This is a genomic window from Methylobacter sp. Wu8, from assembly GCF_036440755.1.
In the GTDB taxonomy this organism is placed as follows: Bacteria; Pseudomonadota; Gammaproteobacteria; order Methylococcales; family Methylomonadaceae; genus Methylobacter_A; species Methylobacter_A tundripaludum_A.
This window is the reverse complement of the sequence record NZ_JAZGVT010000013.1, coordinates 1-15,880: the sequence shown is the minus strand read 5'-3', so window position 1 is coordinate 15,880 and position 15,880 is coordinate 1. Positions and strand designations below refer to the sequence as shown.

Here is a 15,880-nt window from a genome sequence, read left to right as displayed (position 1 = left end):
CGCGATTCGATAAAAACTGTATCCATTAACTGCAACGGTTCATCCCCACGGGTGTGGGGAACGCCGATACGGACGCGAACTGCCATTTCAAAGTGACGGTTCATCCCCACGGGTGTGGGGAACGCTTCAGCAAGTTTTCCAGTCCTATTCGCCGGTGCGGTTCATCCCCACGGGTGTGGGGAACGCGTACCAAACTCTGCCACCGTCTCCGTATCTAACGGTTCATCCCCACGGGTGTGGGGAACGCTTATCTAATAATTTATACCCAAGCCATTCTCGCGGTTCATCCCCACGGGTGTGGGGAACGCGTTGTTGAGCTTCAGTCAGTGTGTATTTAGCGCGGTTCATCCCCACGGGTGTGGGGAACGCTGTGAAGTTCATCGTTGCTCATACATTTTTCACGGTTCATCCCCACGGGTGTGGGGAACGCTTACCTCTCGTCTTTTGAAAAAAAGCATTGCGCGGTTCATCCCCACGGGTGTGGGGAACGCTTACGCCAGCCAACGCAGACGAAGCTCGAAAACGGTTCATCCCCACGGGTGTGGGGAACGCGACGACATCCCAGAAGGCATATAAATGAACGCCGGTTCATCCCCACGGGTGTGGGGAACGCGCGCTCTGCCCAACTATCAGTTACCGTCAAATCGGTTCATCCCCACGGGTGTGGGGAACGCGTTAGGCACGATTTAACAACGAAGAGGTGAACGGGTTCATCCCCACGGGTGTGGGGAACGCTGTTTTCAGATGAACTCCAAGCGTCCTGTATTCGGTTCATCCCCACGGGTGTGGGGAACGCTTATAAATATTGCATGAAGATACCCGTATCGCCGGTTCATCCCCACGGGTGTGGGGAACGCGCAACCGATAACCCCGCAACCTCTATTTGTGCCGGTTCATCCCCACGGGTGTGGGGAACGCATTACCCACAAGGCAGCACTCCTGAGCAGATGCGGTTCATCCCCACGGGTGTGGGGAACGCTTCAAATACGAATGACACCTGAACTATTCCTACGGTTCATCCCCACGGGTGTGGGGAACGCACTACACGGTAAGCAAGGCAGACAAATATGCGCGGTTCATCCCCACGGGTGTGGGGAACGCAACTGTCTAACTGGTGAAGATTCAAAAATACGCGGTTCATCCCCACGGGTGTGGGGAACGCAGCGCCGCCGCGCTTGAGCGTTGTGTTATGCGCGGTTCATCCCCACGGGTGTGGGGAACGCAAACCATGTCGCCTTTTTTCCATGTTTTCGCGCGGTTCATCCCCACGGGTGTGGGGAACGCGTCGGCGTCCTGTGATGTAAGCCGTGTACAATCCGGTTCATCCCCACGGGTGTGGGGAACGCACTGATCATAACATATTGTTAATCAACCAGAATAACCACTCCGGTTTTTCCACCGAGAAAACAGCCGTTTTTTATCGTTAAATTGTTAAAGAGCATCTTTATCCTTTGAGTCTTCAACCGGATAAAAAGAAACCAGTTTGAGTCCGTCAAACTCGACCGGCAGGCGACGGTTTTCGCCTAGCGTCAGAAAATCAAATCCCGACTCGGTATTAGTGCTCCAGGTCATAATCGCATTGCCGTCTTCAATGCCGTCCACAATCTGCGCCCAAATCATTTCCCTGACTTTGGCCGATAAATCACCGACATACACGCCCGCCCGGATCTCAATCAGCCAAACCGCTAATCGCCCTCTTAACCGGTGCGGGACGTTTTCAACTACGATGACCAACATCGCCGATACTCTCAGGGTTAGGGATGGCCGGAGCGATATTCTCTTCAGCGGGCTTCGGCAGTTCAAGCTCACCGGCGGCCAGGACTTCTTCTATGGTGGGAATGATTTTTTTGAGTATTTTGCTCTGCCGGAAAATATCACGGCACATCAGGCGCACTTCCCGTTCCGGGTTGTGATAGTTTTTAGCGGCGATTTTAAAGGCGTGAGGAATGATGTCGTCAAACTTGAACAAGTCGGCGATGTCGTAAACGAACGACAAGGGTTTGCCGGTATGAATAAAGCCGATGGCGGGCGCGTAGCCTGCCGCCAGCACCGCCGCTTCGCTGATGCCGTATAAACAGGCCGTCGCCGAACTGATGCACCGGTTCGGCATATCGCTGTTATCCCAGTCGGTTTGGTCGTACCTGCGACCTTGCCATTCCACCCCGGCCTGCTTGGCTAATAACTGGTAGATTTTTTTAACCCGAGCGCCTTCTATGCCGCGCAGTTGTTCGATGCTACGCCGTTCCGGCGGTTTTTCGCCGAAGCGGATTTCGTACATTTTGCGCACCACTTTTAACCGCGCCACATCGTCCAACGCCAATTTGGCCTGATACAGCAAGCGATCCGAACGCGCCCCGCCCGGCTGCCCGGACGCATAAAGCCGCACCCCGGCCTCGCCGACCCAGACCAGCAAGGTTCCGGCCCTGGCGGCCAATGCCACGGCATGATGGGAAACCCGCGTCCCCGGCTCAAGCATGATGCAGGCGATACTGCCGACCGGGATATGGGTTCTGATGCCGGTTTCGTCGATGACGACAAAAGCGCCGTCTTTAACGTCAACTTGGCCTTTTTCGATAAACACCATGGAAACGCGTTCTTTCATGGTGATGGGTTTTAGGGGTGGAAGCATGGTTATTCCGGCAATAAGAGGTTTTCGAATGGCTTGTGATTTTTCCAGCGGTAGGTTTTAAAATCGCGTTGATCGGTTGAGAGTATGCGGCTATGGCCTAACTTTTCGGCCAGAATGGCTGCTAAATCCATCGGAAGATCGGCGTATTTGTGCATTAGTTTCGCCATGTGCGATGCGTGTCCGTTACTCAGATCGATTACTTTGGGTAGCCTGAGGTTAAGCCTTGCGTCTGTTCCGCCGTAAATGGAAAATCCAAATAGTGACAAGTTTCGGTAATCACCGGCTAAGTTGTTATCAAATCGTATTGAAGCGTTTGACTAACCCGTATCGCATGCTGATGATAGGCATCTTTTGAATTGGCTAATGCCGCAAAATAACCGGTATCAGCGATCAGGGTATTTTTCATCAAGATAGTCCGTGACATATTTTTTATAGTTGACCGAACCGTCTTCCGGGCCTTCACACAGCCGACAAAATCACTTTCCAACAAGGCTTTCAGCTTGGCTCCCGGTTTATTCTTTTCGCGCAACTGTTCTGCACGCTCCGCCAGCAGCTCTTTGATAATCTGCGTCACCGTTTCACCGGTTGTTTGTTGAATCAATTGCAAATCTTGTTCGCTTTGCTCGTCTAACCTGGCGTTAATTCTCATAACATCACCTCTTGTATGACTTGTCATACGCACTATAGCATCAAATTCTGGTCACCGATAACCAGCACAAAATACTGCCAAAGCCAGCTTTAGACTCCAGAAAACGTGAATACAGGAGTTCAAAGCTGGCTTTGAACTTATGATTCTAAATGCCGTACTTTGCGAGGCTTAAGAGCCACTCACCTATCCTGCTCAAACACGCAAAATACGCTGCATCAGTAAACTTTCCATATCGCGCCGTCCATCGAGTATTGCATGGACTATAATTTTATCGGCAAATGTTTCATAAATAATCCGATAAGGCTTTTCAATCACCTGCCGATACTGCCGAATCCCCAGAGACAACAATTCCTTGAGGATGCTGCCTCTATCGGGAAACTCAGCTAAATTGTTTACCGTTATCTCCAAACTACCGATGCTCTTGCCCGCAACGTGATCACTGACTTCCACAAGGTAATAATCATTAATATCCAACAAATCAGCCAGTGCCGGTTCCGAGAGAACAACCTCCCGCATTATGCTAATCCGCGCCGCGCCCGTAATTGAGTAAAGGCATCGGTACTGGAAACGGTTTTGCCTAAACTGACCGCTTGCTGGCTTTGCGCCAGCATTTTTAATAACTGTGGACACCCGCCAAGCAGGGGCTTGGCGTTCCCAGCCGCCAATTTAAACCCTTGCTAAAGAAAGCAGGCCGCAACCGAAGGCTTTGGCGGGGCCTATGCCTTTATAAAGCGCTTCTCGAATAAATAACTCCGGTTCAGTGACCTCTAAAACGCCTTGAAAATCCAGGGTGCTAATTTTGATGCCGCGTTTTTTAAAATAATGCTGTTGATAACCGTCGGCTATTACTGAAAGTAACTTAAAGCCATTGTTTTCAGCTTTTTTCTCCAACCATGTTTCGCCCGCCAGCTGTTCTAACTCAGCCTGGGAATACTGCTCCACTTCATCTGTGAGTGTTTTTTTCAGTTGCATGACCACATCATGACGAATCCTTTTCATGGGGAGTGTTTCCTTGTCCCTTAAGCCTTTTTTTTGCCGGTCAGTCCGCAACAGTTCTTGTTCCTCTGTAGTTCGCTCCTTAGTAATCTGTGCTACCGGATTCGCTCGTAAAGTAAACCGCAGTTTGTCGCCCCCCTTGAGCTGCGGGTTGAATTCCTTCGATTCAACAGCCAAAACACCTGCTAATGGGCTTGGTTCAGTCGATGACTGTAAATAAAAAACAGGGAATCCTTTACTCTCATCGCGGCGAAATAAAAAGTCGCGAGGGTCATTTTCTTTGTGCTCAGGAAAAAGCCGCCATAACAAGCGGTGAAGTTCGTAATGATCGGCTTTTAATATTTTCGCCAGTTGGTCGGGCTGTTCAGTCAGCACATTAACGCGGCTTAGATACATGACTTTCTCCTGTTGCTAACAATACATATTCATCGCGTGAGCAAAATTGCCAATGCTTGCGGTTCAATGGCTGATCGTAACGCGGCACACGATAGCTGTAGTTTTCAATACCGCTGTGAGGGCTTTTTTCCCAATAATAGGTAATATTTTCCAAACCCAAATAGTGTTTCTTTTCGGCTTCAAACGGTGGCGGATATTGCTCTAAAGCCGATATAAACGAATCGGCTGCAATAATTTTAGGGTTAACCGGCAGGCTTAACGGGCAAGACTTACGCCCTAAATAAAGTTGAAAGCTTGGCTGTTGCAACGCTTGCTTCAACTGTTCCAAGCTGTAACCGGCTTGTTCATTTAACCATACCGCAGCTAAAGCCAAGGCATCTTGGCGATATTCACGGCTGGATAAAACTGTACCTAATTTCCCGGAACTCAACTCATCGCGACGGGTATAACGATGCTTGTTTTTTTTGTCCTCGGAAGGAACTTGTACGGTGTGATAATCCTTAAACACTAAGCCGCTGTGCATCACTTTAAAGCCCATAGCCACCGAATCCGATAAGCGTTTTAAAGCTTGTTCTTGTTCGCGCTTAATGCCCAATGCCGCCGCTAATAAGCCCAATATTGCCGAACGTGACGGATGCGTTGCACTGTGCCGCGACTCGCCTACCGCTTGCTCGCCCCATGAGGCTAATACGCCGTACAGTTGGAAGCTCAAGTATTGCTGCATGGCTCACCTGCTGTCAAAAAATCGATAATTTCACTTAAGCTACCCTCGCTTTTTTCCGTCGTAACCAAGCAGGATTTCCTATCATCCGCACACTTGCCATAAACATTATCGAAATGCTCATACTGTTTGTTTAAGATTTTAATCGCTTCGTCCAATATGTCGTTACCATGCACCGGCCTTAAAAAGGCAACCGATAAGGAACGCGGCTGTTGCGGCCCTTTTTCTGCCAATAAATAGGACGTGTAAGCCCTGGAAGCAAAGCTGTTTTGTTTACCGGTGGGCGATACTTTGGTCATGGACTCGATGAAGGCGGTTAAGGTTTTACTGACCAACTCACTGTCATTTTGGAGATTCTCGCACAGCAAGGTTTTGTTGATGCATACATACAAATAAAACACGCCCGAAGCAAAGCCCGTTTCACCGATATGCGCGGCGCCGGCATCTTCATCGTGTTTATTCAGGTCATCGACGGCGGTGAAATAATCGTCATCGACTTTGACTGCATGTACGGTGATCGCATGTGCGACTTGGGCGGCGGCTTCCACATTGCAGTCCGATCTTGAAGCCAACATCCTGCCGAACAGGGCTATATCGACGGCTTTAGGTTTTTGCCGTAATAACGTTAATTCGGTCTCTTCCGGCGCTCGTTTTTCTGCCGCCAATTTTGTCACCAAAACATCAATCAGTCGTTGCTCTTCAGGCGCTATATGCACCAGTTGTTCAATTTCTAACGGTTCGCCGCCCTCTTTATCTTTTTTGGTTTTTACTTTGCCAAAACAAGCCGCCATTAGAGCCGCCCATTCAAATGCATTTTTTTCTTCCACGCCTTGAGTTATTAATGCGTTTTTAATTTCAATGCCGATGCGTTTGGTGCGTATGCCCTTGTGCTCACCCAACGCGCTTTCAAACAGTTCCGAAGTCCGCCACGCCCTTTTTAAGCTCTGCGACGAAATACGCAGCCGGTTTACACCGCCCATAATCGCGGTTTTGGGCCTGCCTAAATCATCGCGGTTAAGGTTGGACGGCGGATAAGAAACTAAAGCATGTAATTGGATAAATTGTGTCATGGTGTATTTTTCCTTATGTTTATTTGGAATAGGTTAAAACTTCACTGAAATACGCTTTTGCCCAGGCAAATTTAAAACGTTGTTCCGGGCGCTCAGACAATTGATTTTTGTCGCGTTGTTCTTGCGACCAATGCAAGATGCCATCAGCCAAAGACAGGATATTAGCGCTACGATTCAGTTGCATGACGGCGCGGCGCAGGTTTTCGTATAACTCGTCTATATCATGACTGGCGAGTAATTGTTGAAAGCGTAGCTCACTGAAAACCGCTTTGCCGCTATGCTCTTTTTGTTGGCCTAATTGTTTAGGAAAACTGTATTCACTGTTAGTTTTAACGTGGGCTAATAATCCTGCAACGCTGGCTAATGCTAACGCGTCAGAGATATAGGGCAATTTTTGTTGCAGCTCATAAAAATAAGGCTGCAACAAAATGTCTTCGGGCTTTTCGCAACGGCGTAGCTTGGCTCGTTCGCCGCGATTGGACTTGGTTTTGCCGTTCGGCAATTTAATGTCTTGCAAGTCTTGCCACCATTTAATTAAGGCTAGTCTGGCTGATTTGTTTCGTAAAACTGCATAAAAATTTCTGGCAACATTCAAGATGTCTTTTTTGTATTGGTCAGTCTTGCTTTCACCAATGCATTCCTTTACTGCATTAATAAAATCGTCTGCTTTATCAAAATCTTGGTTGAGTAATTTTTCAAGCAGATCAATAACACTTTGCTCTACTTTTTTATCTTTAAGTTCGTCTAAAGAGTATTCGGTTAATTCATAAGCCACGAGTGTTCTCCATTATTTTCCAAAATCAAGCTACTAATGCTTTCATACTTTTACCGGCGTTTAGCCATATTTCCAGCTGGCGACGTGCGGTGACGACCCGTTTCATATCGCCGTCTTCGTTATTGCTGGATAACGCCCAATGGTCGAATAGCGTCAAAGCTTGAGTTCGCAGGAGTCTTTTCCACTCATCAAAAAGCGCGTTGACTTGTTTTTCGTCTTCGCCGCAGTTAATCAGTTTTTCCAGTAAACGATAAAACTCTGTCTCGGTAAGTTGCCAAAACTGGGCATCGGTAAATGAAATTTCGCCTTTCGCTTCTTTGGGTTTTGAAAACCAAGCCTGTTTTAAGGTGGAACGGACATCCAGAGCCACTTCGGTCGCGGCATCGAGCATTTTGCTAATAAATCCCTGCACACTACTTCGACTGTGTTGCGGAATAGAAAATACCGGCATCGTGGTTTCATACCAACACCGGGCTTTCATGTTGTCCATGTCGTAACCGAATAGCCATAAACGCGGCTGATAGTCGCCTGCAATTATTTCCTGACGACTGTTTAAATAAATCTGCACCACTTTGGCTGCCTGCTTATGGTTTTTTTCATCTTCTAAAACCAAGCCTAACCAATGGCGATAACTGAATCCGCCCACTTGAGCTTTGACCGAATAGGCTTCTTTATTAGGGTCTCTGACATAAGGGGTCAAAGGATGTAGCCACGTGCTGCTGTAATTGACGCCCAAATTTTTGGTTCGATATTGTGAAATGAGTTGTTCCGTGGATTCATGGCTAATATCACAGGTTCCCGCTTCAGTGGCCTTAAAGTCCAAACGAATACGGCGCGGCATTCCCCAGTACATTTGGTACGGATGCCCTTGTTCCGGCTGCGTAATAAAATCCTTTTTACCCGCTTCGCTGGTGCGTGTTGGTGCTAACCAAGGAAAAATATTATGCAGGTCTTTCAACTCCGTATTTCCGCTTAAAGCCGATACTTCTTTTTGGGTGAAAATATTAAGCCATAACTTTTGCCATAAACTTGCGGCTTGTTTGGTTTCGTCCGGCAATACCAAGGTAGTTAAAGGCCCGCCGCCGCGCAGGCTGGTTCTATGTCCTGAGCCGCCCGACGGAGCGTTAATTTGCAAGGTAAATAAAGCAATGCTTGCCCAATAGGGTGAAATATTTTCTGTTGTACCTTCTTTAACAAAAAAAGTTCCGCCACCGGAGGTATCAATCAACAAGGAGGCAATATCAACATCTTGTCTATCGCTCAGCAGGTCATAATCCTGCATGAAAGCAGGTTTATCGGTATCTATCGAAAACGCCTCCGTTACTGTTAAAAAGGCATTTTTTAATGTGTTCGCATCCGGTGCTGCAAGCCAGTATTTCTCCCATTCCGTCTCGTTTTTCGGAGCGAAAGAGGTCTGCACCAGACCAATCAACAGCTGATAAAGTGCGCCTTTAAAATCCGCCCGCGGTGAAATCACATCGACAATCGGATTACCATCGCCCTCGGTAATTCGCCACAAGCCCTTTAATTTTTCCTGTTCGCCATTAAGGCGAATTACGCTTAACCATTCATCTTCCAGTAAATTCATGCTGCATTTTCTCCTTATTGAGTAAATTTTAAATTGTTCTCAAAAAATCAACGAAAATAACCCTCGCTAAAATTTAATTAAAGCCAACAACGCTACGACCAACCCAAGAGCTATCAAACCTTTAGGCGTTATTTGATTTAACGTTGTTATAAATCTTACAATTTCGTTTTCGTTTAACATGCTTTTTCCTGATCGAGTTAATACAAAAATTCATAATAACGCGACAACTATAGAACATCAACAAATACAAGAAGCTCTTATGTATGAATTTATTTTGTAATTCTGAATTTTAGAAAAGCTGATAAGTTCCATGTACAATAATCATTTCCCCACGTCCGTGGGGATGAACCGCTCTTTTGTAGTTTTGAGAGCTAATTAATCCAACGTTCCCCACACCCGTGGGGATTTTAAAAAAACTATTCGCCATTAAGGCGAAATTATGTATCCAGCGTATGCACTCGACCAAGGCCAATCATGCGCCTCTGCACAGAGTCCGGCTTTTACCGGGTTGTTGTGAATATAATTGACTGTAGTGTGAAAGTGCTTTTCATCACGAATATAGCGATCCCAATACTCACGCATCCAAAACTGATTTTTAGTTGCTCCAGCAGCCCTGGGAACGCCGAGCCCCAGCTCGGCATTATGCGAAATAGCCCAACTTCCGGTAAAAGACTTCCACGACTGTAAAATATTCGGCAAGCTAATCGCAGGTTCAATCAACACATGAACATGATTGGGCATAATGCACCAAGCGATCAAACGATAACGTTCGCCATCAAATATTTGCAAGGTTTGCTGCATCACTTCCGCCATGCGTGGATGACCCAATGCGCAGCAGCCTAAACCTGCATCCAGCCAGTGTTCTATTTTTTTGCGACGCGCGCGTTCACGTATGGAAACGGGGATTTGCCTAAGCTCTTGCTCCACTTGTTTCAGCACTGTTTGCGGCAGGGAGTCACCAAGCCGAAAGGTAATGAATTGCAGAGTCCCCGGCGCATCTAAATGCGGCAGATAGCCTCGGCTATACCAACCCTTGGGAGCGCCGAGCCCTAGCTCGGCTTTTCCATTTTTAGGTGTTCGGTTGTTTATCGCGCCAAGCTGGGGCTTGGCGTTCCCAGGACTCATTATGCTATACGGAGAAACGTATCAATAAATTTAAGCATTTTTTACTCCAACGAAATTAACAATGTCCGCATCGTACATTTTTAAACCTTGTTAGCGCCTATAAACAATTCAATCTCTTCACCCACCAGCAAACCCTGTTGACAGTTGTAGCTCACAGTAACCGTTTTGCCATTGTTATCAACTGCCTGCCCTTGCCATTCAATATCCGATAACGGTCTCAACGGCAAAATAAAACTGTACTCGTCAAAGATTTTTTCTTGTTCCCGTAACTGCTTGAGGGCTTGCGCCAAATCTGCCGATAATTCGGGCAATCCGTTAATGCGCTTTGCATTAATATTGACGCTGCTTAAATCCCAGGCAAATCTTTCGGCATTTACCAAGGGCGATAATTTACCCTCTTGCCAAACCGCCAAATAAATCGTCACGGAATCTTCCGATAACCGTGTTGGAATATGCGCGTCTTCATCCCATGCGTTATCGCTGAGCGTATAACCTTGCTCCGGTTTTAAGGCATTCATATTCGCCAGACTGATTTTTGCCCAATGTTCGCCTTCGGCTTCATTACTGGCTTTTTTAAGCGATTCGGGTATATCGGTGTCGTCTTCGGAATAAACCGTTTCTATCAGTTCTCTGGCATCTTCCGGCATTTGCCATTCTTTTTTGTGATCCAATAACATGGCGGTGCGCCATAATTGTCCGGTGTGCGGATAAACGCCATTGGCTTTTGGAAAAACGGCTTTATACCAATCCTGAGCAGGGGCTTGTTCAAGCGGCGGCGAATAAATAAACAAGGTTGGCGGTGATCTCTGGTCTTTTTGCCCTGATTCTCCAATAAAATTACCGGCACTATCCCTGACATGGCGATGCAAACGCCCGGCCCGTTGAATCAATAAGTCAATGGGCGCCAAGTCGCTGATCATCACGTCAAAATCCAGGTCTAAAGATTGTTCTACGACTTGTGTCGCAATCAACACTTTGCCTTGACGACTATTTGCCGAAGATTTCTTACCGAACAGGCTCAGAACGTTATCTTCCACTGTTTTCCTGTCGTGTAAGGTATAACGGCTGTGGAAAAGCATCAGTTGCTCGCTTTCTAAGCAATCAGCTTTTTGTAACTCGCTGTAAGCTGTCCGCGCATCAAAAACAGTATTGCGTATCCAGCACACGCATTGGTTATTGGCTACGGCGGTTTTAATGATTTCAATAGCTGCAATGGATTCGTGCACAAACGCCACTTTAACCGTCCGTTTTACTTCCGGGCGGGTATTTAAAACAACTTCAACAGGCTTGGCATCGCTGATATGGGTTAATAAGGGATAGTCTGTATAGCCTTGTTTTTGAACGCAAACAGATTTATAACCCGCACCGCGTTGAAAGGCTTTCACAAAATCCTGGCGCATTTTAAACGGCAAGGTTGCAGATAATAGAATCGCACTGCCGCCTAAAAATGCATGAAACTCCAACAAGCTTTGCAACAAACGGTTCATATAAGCATCGTAAGCATGAACCTCATCAACAATCAGCACCTTGTTTGCCAGCCCTAAAAGCCGCAATGACTGATGTTTTGCGGGCAGGATACTTAGTAAAGCTTGATCTATCGTGCCTATCCCTACGTCGGCCAATAAGGCTCTTTTACGATGATCGCTCAGCCAGCGCGAACATTGTACGGAAGCGGTCGCTTCTTTTTGACCATAAGCTTTGTCCATAGCCGTGTATTCCATAATGGATTGCTGGAATTTTTCGGACAAATGCCTTGCACTGTGCGCCAGGACTAATGAAGGTTTTTCTTTAGCGGCATAAAATTTCAAATAACATTCCGCAACTCGCTCATACATGGCGTTAGCCGTTGCCATAGTCGGCAAGCCGATAAATACGCCTTGCGTCAACTCTTGGCTGATTAAACGGTGGGCAAACATCATTGCCGCTTCGGTTTTTCCTGCGCCGGTCACGTCTTCCAAGATAAGCAATTGCGGTTTTTGCGATAACGGCAAGTTTTCAGCTTGTGCCTGCAAGGGCGTAGGGTTTTCAAGGTAGGAGAAAAGATGTTGCAAGCTTTGTCTGGTTGCAGGTTGCGCAGGCAATATCCCTGCTTTTTGCACCGCTCGGTTTGCCGAAGGAAGCGCGTATTGCTGCCAATAATCATCAAGCGATAACGATTCATCCGAACAAAACTCAAAATTTGCCGAATCCGAACCTAACCAATCGCACAAAATGGTAAAACCCGCTAAAAGCCAACTGGCTGAGCATTGCTTTTCCAACCAATCCTCATCCATAGTACACTCAACAAGCGCCGGTATGTCAGGTGAGAACAGCTCATTAATTGCGTTAAAAAACTCGGACGCACTCGCTAAATCAGATTCCTTGAAATAAGATTTAGCAGTCATTTTGCTGCTGCCTTTATTGCTTTTAGGGGGTAAACCATGATGCCCTGTTACCGCTTGCAGCCAACCTTTTAACAAATTTCGATATAAATAATTATCCATTATTTCAGTTGGCAACAACTTGCGAATGCCCGTTTGATCATCCCATAAAATAAAACCCAAACTGTCATGGCGGATGTCGTAATTGGTTTTAGTTATTTCTCCCCACCATTTTTTTCGCAATTCCGGCTTCAATTGCTGAAAACTCTCGGCAAATTTACCGCAATCGTGCAAAGCGAGTAGTACCTTTATCCAAGGAACAAGTGTTGCTTTTGGTAAATCGAACAATTGTTCAAAACGGCTCATTAAAAAAGGATGCTGTGCTAGCAACACACAGCCTACCGCCGCCACATCCAGACAATGATACGGCAACAAATGATAGCTGTTGCCCTGCCCGTCATCCGAACTCGCCTTACCCCAATACTTGCAATACAGTTTTTCCGTCACTTTCATCACCTAGTGATTAACTTAAGCCCGATTATCCACGATTACAATCTCATCCGGTGAGGTTGTGCTTTATTTTTTAATAATTTTTTTGCATGGTTTTCTATTTGCTCACTGATACAGTCAAACAATAGTGGGACGATTTAATTTCCATTTCTGCGCCCTGCTTGAGGACTGTCCATCGTCAACTCGCGACTGCCCGTTGAAGCTCTTCAATTCTATAATTTCTTAAAAGGCACAATCGTTTTCCGGTGATCGGTTTCACACGGCGATCTCCATTACCCTATCTTTCTCTGTAACGATAAAATTTTCCATATCGACGGCTAAACAGCCTTCCACAACTTCGTAAAAATTGCTCAGTAACTCATCAAAGGTGTCGCCTTGAGTAACACAACCCGGTATCGAAGGTACTTCAGCCCAATATCCACCTTCTTCAGCTTCATGAATTATGACTTTAAGTTTCATTGGTATTTCCTCGTTGTCTATAAAAAAAATCAGCTACGCTGGTTAGTGCAGATTACATCGCGACTCGTTAAAAACGGGATAAGTCTGCTCATGAATATCTAAAATCAATTACTACATTATCAAACGACAACCTCATTCCATGATGTTGTACTTTATTTTTTATAAATTTTTTACATGACCTCTATTTGCTCCCTGACTCCATCCAGCAAAAACTGCGGTGATTTAACTTCCACTTCCGCACCGTGTTTGAGGATGTCCATGATCAATTCGCGGCTGTCGTTGAACGGAATGCTCAGCCGGTAGTTGCCGTTGCTGATTAGGATGCCAGTTTTCATCGGCGACCCATTTGACTCGGGCTTTGGTAAATCCCAGAACGACGGTATGTTCCGCATCGCCGCTGAAGTCGCGATAGTAAATGAGTTGTTGCGGCGAGACGGTTCTTTCGGTTTGCGCGGCGTAAGCGCCTCTGGCGGTGTAGTGGATGTCGATTCGTTTACCGTTAGAACAGTGCGGTGGCCATTTTTTTGAACTGGGCGTCGTCCTTTAAGCGCCGACCAATGGGGAGGATTTTTATTTTCTGCGAAATATCGGCCGGGCTGTGCGGTTGCAGTTTGCTTATCTGCTGACTGAGAGTTGTTATAGTTTTTTAAATTAGGTATGTTGTCCGATTTTACAATGACATTATTAATCCATGAAAATTAAAAACCGGGCATTCGCTTTATTACTGTTAATGCTTGTTTTAATAGGCTGCAACAAAACCATCACATCAGCGCCTAACGTTACGTTTACCACCATCACTGGTGAAAAAATCGCGCTAACCGATTTGCGCGGCAAGCCGGTTATTGTCACATTTTGGGCGACCGACTGCCCCTCTTGCATCAAAGAAATTCCCGACTTAATCGATCTTTATGCCCAGTATCATGCCTCGGGTCTTGAGATGATTGCCGTTGCGATGTATTACGACCCGCCGAATCACGTCGTCGATATGACTAAGACTAAGCAACTACCCTATAATGTGGCGCTGGATTTAAATTCGGAACACGCCCAGGCTTTCGGCGGCGTGATGTTTACGCCCAGCACCTTTTTAATTGCCCCGGACGGTTCGGTTGTTAAAAAAGAAATCGGCCTTTTCGACTTGGCGAAAATGAAAACAAATATCGAATCACTACTTAAAGGCTAGTCCATGCTCTGGTTAAAAGCACTACACCTGATTTTTATGGTCACTTGGTTTGCCGGCCTGTTTTACCTGCCGCGCCTGTATGTTTATCACGCAATGAGCGATGACGAGATCAGCAATGAACGGTTTAAGGTCATGGAACGCAAGCTGTTCTTCGGCATTATGACGCCGGGCATGATAGCGACCTTGATATTCGGCATTTGGATGCTGGTTGCTTACGACTGGGCTGTTTATGCCAATGCCGGTTGGCTGCACGCAAAACTGGCGCTGCTGGCGCTGACGCTGGTTTACCACTATTTTTGCGGCGTATGGCTGTTCGATTTCAAACATGACCGCAACCGGCGCAGCCATATTTTTTATCGCTGGATGAATGAAGTGCCGGTTTTGTTTCTGGTCGGCATTATCATTCTGGCGGCTGTTAAGCCTTTTTGACGTCACGAATGATTTAGTACCCATATTTTAGAGAAAAAAATGAATTTATCTGATTTTACCCACAGCCCCTATATTGCCGGCCTATCCGGCGGCTTATTGATCGGCATTGCCGCCGCACTGTTTGTGTTATTGAATGGCCGGATTGCCGGCATCAGCGGGATTTTGGGCGGCCTGCTTCAGGCCGATAAAGGAGACAAGCTCTGGCGCGTGATGTTCCTGCTCGGCATGGCCGCTGCACCTTACGTTTATCAAATAGCCACCGATCTGCCCGCTGCGACTATCGAAGCCGGAACCGTGCAATTGATCATTGCCGGTCTAATGGTCGGCCTGGGCACCAGTTATGCGTCAGGCTGCACCAGCGGCCACGGCGTCTGCGGCATTTCCCGCGGATCGATGCGCTCCATTGTCGCAACGCTGACCTTCATGATGGCCGGTTTTATCACCGTCTATCTGACTCGCCATTTGATAGGGCTATAACCATGTTGAATCTTAATGCTTTTCTCGTCGGCCTGTTGTTTGGTTTAGGCCTGATCATCTCCGGCATGACCGATCCATCGAAAGTCATAGGTTTTCTGGATTTGGCCGGGGCTTGGGACCCGTCTCTCGCATTCGTGATGGGCGGCGCAGTGCTGATCGGCGCTGCTGCCTTTACTGTCGCTAAAAAACTCCAGCGCAGCTTGTTGGGAGCACCTATGCAGCTGTCCTCTGTAACCGGGCTGGATAAAGGTTTGCTGATAGGCAGTCTGGTTTTTGGCATCGGCTGGGGACTTTCAGGTTTTTGCCCCGGCCCGGCTGTGGTAAGCGCGGCCGCAGGACAACCCAAGGCATTGATATTTGTTGCGTCGATGCTGGCAGGAATGGCTTTGTACAACATGATTGAGCGGCGCGGGGAGTGATGTAAGGCTAAAGGCTAAAGGCTAAAGGCTAAAGGCTAAAGGCTAAAGGCTAAAGGCTAAAGGCTAAAGGCTAAAGGCTAAAGGCTAAAGGCTAAAG

Annotated in this window: 18 protein-coding genes and 1 CRISPR repeat array; of the genes, 4 read left to right on the top strand and 14 right to left on the bottom strand. The window is 47.0% G+C overall.

All coding sequences use genetic code 11. The features are described 5' to 3' along the window. Positions 1-35: 35 nt before the first annotated feature. Positions 36-1,346: direct repeats of the CRISPR family, unit length 29 nt; unit sequence CGGTTCATCCCCACGGGTGTGGGGAACGC. Positions 1,347-1,431: 85 nt separating this feature from the next. The 14 genes from cas2e to V3O24_RS00355 form a co-directional block, all read right to left on the bottom strand. Further along, entirely contained in the window at positions 1,432-1,737 is a 306-nt protein-coding gene (cas2e, locus tag V3O24_RS00420) for a type I-E CRISPR-associated endoribonuclease Cas2e (protein ID WP_331305645.1), read from the bottom strand. Beyond that, positions 1,718-2,629: a type I-E CRISPR-associated endonuclease Cas1e gene (gene cas1e / locus V3O24_RS00415; protein WP_331305642.1), complete on the bottom strand. Its 912-nt coding sequence runs from the start codon at positions 2,627-2,629 to the stop codon at positions 1,718-1,720. Before cas1e ends, cas2e begins: the two co-directional genes overlap by 20 nt. A 2-nt stretch (positions 2,630-2,631) precedes the next feature. After that, a complete protein-coding gene (locus V3O24_RS00410; protein WP_331305640.1) occupies positions 2,632-2,796 on the bottom strand; it encodes a hypothetical protein in 165 nt (54 codons plus the stop codon). 116 nt (positions 2,797-2,912) lie between these two features. Next, positions 2,913-3,305 carry a hypothetical protein gene (locus V3O24_RS00405; protein ID WP_331305639.1) on the bottom strand — a complete coding sequence of 131 codons (393 nt, stop codon included), beginning with the start codon at positions 3,303-3,305 and terminating at the stop codon, positions 2,913-2,915. A 165-nt stretch (positions 3,306-3,470) separates the two neighbouring features. Beyond that, positions 3,471-3,908, bottom strand: coding sequence for a type II toxin-antitoxin system RelE/ParE family toxin (locus V3O24_RS00400; RefSeq protein ID WP_331305638.1), 438 nt, complete (start codon positions 3,906-3,908; stop codon positions 3,471-3,473). Between the two features lie 36 nt (positions 3,909-3,944). Beyond that, positions 3,945-4,649: a type I-E CRISPR-associated protein Cas6/Cse3/CasE gene (gene cas6e / locus V3O24_RS00395; protein ID WP_331305636.1), complete on the bottom strand. Its 705-nt coding sequence runs from the start codon at positions 4,647-4,649 to the stop codon at positions 3,945-3,947. A gap of 1 nt (position 4,650) precedes the next feature. Then, positions 4,651-5,394: a type I-E CRISPR-associated protein Cas5/CasD gene (gene cas5e, locus V3O24_RS00390; RefSeq protein ID WP_331305634.1), complete on the bottom strand. Its 744-nt coding sequence runs from the start codon at positions 5,392-5,394 to the stop codon at positions 4,651-4,653. Then, complete coding sequence (cas7e, locus tag V3O24_RS00385) at positions 5,379-6,461, bottom strand: type I-E CRISPR-associated protein Cas7/Cse4/CasC (protein WP_331305633.1); 1,083 nt, start codon at positions 6,459-6,461, stop codon at positions 5,379-5,381. The genes cas5e and cas7e overlap by 16 nt, the downstream gene beginning before the upstream one ends. 19 nt (positions 6,462-6,480) lie before the next feature. Continuing rightward, positions 6,481-7,236, bottom strand: a complete 756-nt coding sequence (gene casB, locus V3O24_RS00380; RefSeq protein WP_331305632.1) for a type I-E CRISPR-associated protein Cse2/CasB — start codon at positions 7,234-7,236, stop codon at positions 6,481-6,483. A gap of 25 nt (positions 7,237-7,261) precedes the next feature. Beyond that, on the bottom strand, positions 7,262-8,824 hold the full coding sequence (gene casA, locus V3O24_RS00375) for a type I-E CRISPR-associated protein Cse1/CasA (RefSeq protein ID WP_331305630.1): 1,563 nt from the start codon (positions 8,822-8,824) through the stop codon (positions 7,262-7,264). Between the two features lie 426 nt (positions 8,825-9,250). Then, the gene (locus V3O24_RS00370; RefSeq protein ID WP_331305628.1) at positions 9,251-9,949 is read right to left on the bottom strand and encodes a transposase; all 699 of its coding nucleotides are present in this window, start codon (positions 9,947-9,949) and stop codon (positions 9,251-9,253) included. A gap of 80 nt (positions 9,950-10,029) precedes the next feature. Next, positions 10,030-12,816 carry a CRISPR-associated helicase Cas3' gene (cas3, locus tag V3O24_RS00365; RefSeq protein WP_331305626.1) on the bottom strand — a complete coding sequence of 929 codons (2,787 nt, stop codon included), beginning with the start codon at positions 12,814-12,816 and terminating at the stop codon, positions 10,030-10,032. A gap of 258 nt (positions 12,817-13,074) precedes the next feature. Beyond that, positions 13,075-13,278: a type II toxin-antitoxin system HicB family antitoxin gene (locus V3O24_RS00360; RefSeq protein ID WP_006889991.1), complete on the bottom strand. Its 204-nt coding sequence runs from the start codon at positions 13,276-13,278 to the stop codon at positions 13,075-13,077. A gap of 170 nt (positions 13,279-13,448) precedes the next feature. Beyond that, entirely contained in the window at positions 13,449-13,613 is a 165-nt protein-coding gene (locus tag V3O24_RS00355; protein ID WP_331305620.1) for a WYL domain-containing protein, read from the bottom strand. 356 nt (positions 13,614-13,969) lie between these two features. Between V3O24_RS00355 and V3O24_RS00350 the strand changes: the two genes are divergently transcribed. From V3O24_RS00350 to V3O24_RS00335, 4 genes are read left to right on the top strand one after another with little or no spacing between them, the layout of a single operon-like run. Then, positions 13,970-14,458 carry a TlpA disulfide reductase family protein gene (locus V3O24_RS00350; protein WP_104425280.1) on the top strand — a complete coding sequence of 163 codons (489 nt, stop codon included), beginning with the start codon at positions 13,970-13,972 and terminating at the stop codon, positions 14,456-14,458. Between the two features lie 3 nt (positions 14,459-14,461). Beyond that, on the top strand, positions 14,462-14,887 hold the full coding sequence (hemJ, locus tag V3O24_RS00345; RefSeq protein WP_331305619.1) for a protoporphyrinogen oxidase HemJ: 426 nt from the start codon (positions 14,462-14,464) through the stop codon (positions 14,885-14,887). 39 nt (positions 14,888-14,926) lie between these two features. Beyond that, on the top strand, positions 14,927-15,364 hold the full coding sequence (locus V3O24_RS00340; RefSeq protein ID WP_331305618.1) for a YeeE/YedE family protein: 438 nt from the start codon (positions 14,927-14,929) through the stop codon (positions 15,362-15,364). A 2-nt stretch (positions 15,365-15,366) separates the two neighbouring features. Beyond that, complete coding sequence (locus V3O24_RS00335; protein WP_331305617.1) at positions 15,367-15,783, top strand: YeeE/YedE family protein; 417 nt, start codon at positions 15,367-15,369, stop codon at positions 15,781-15,783. The last annotated feature ends 97 nt before the right edge of the window (positions 15,784-15,880 follow it).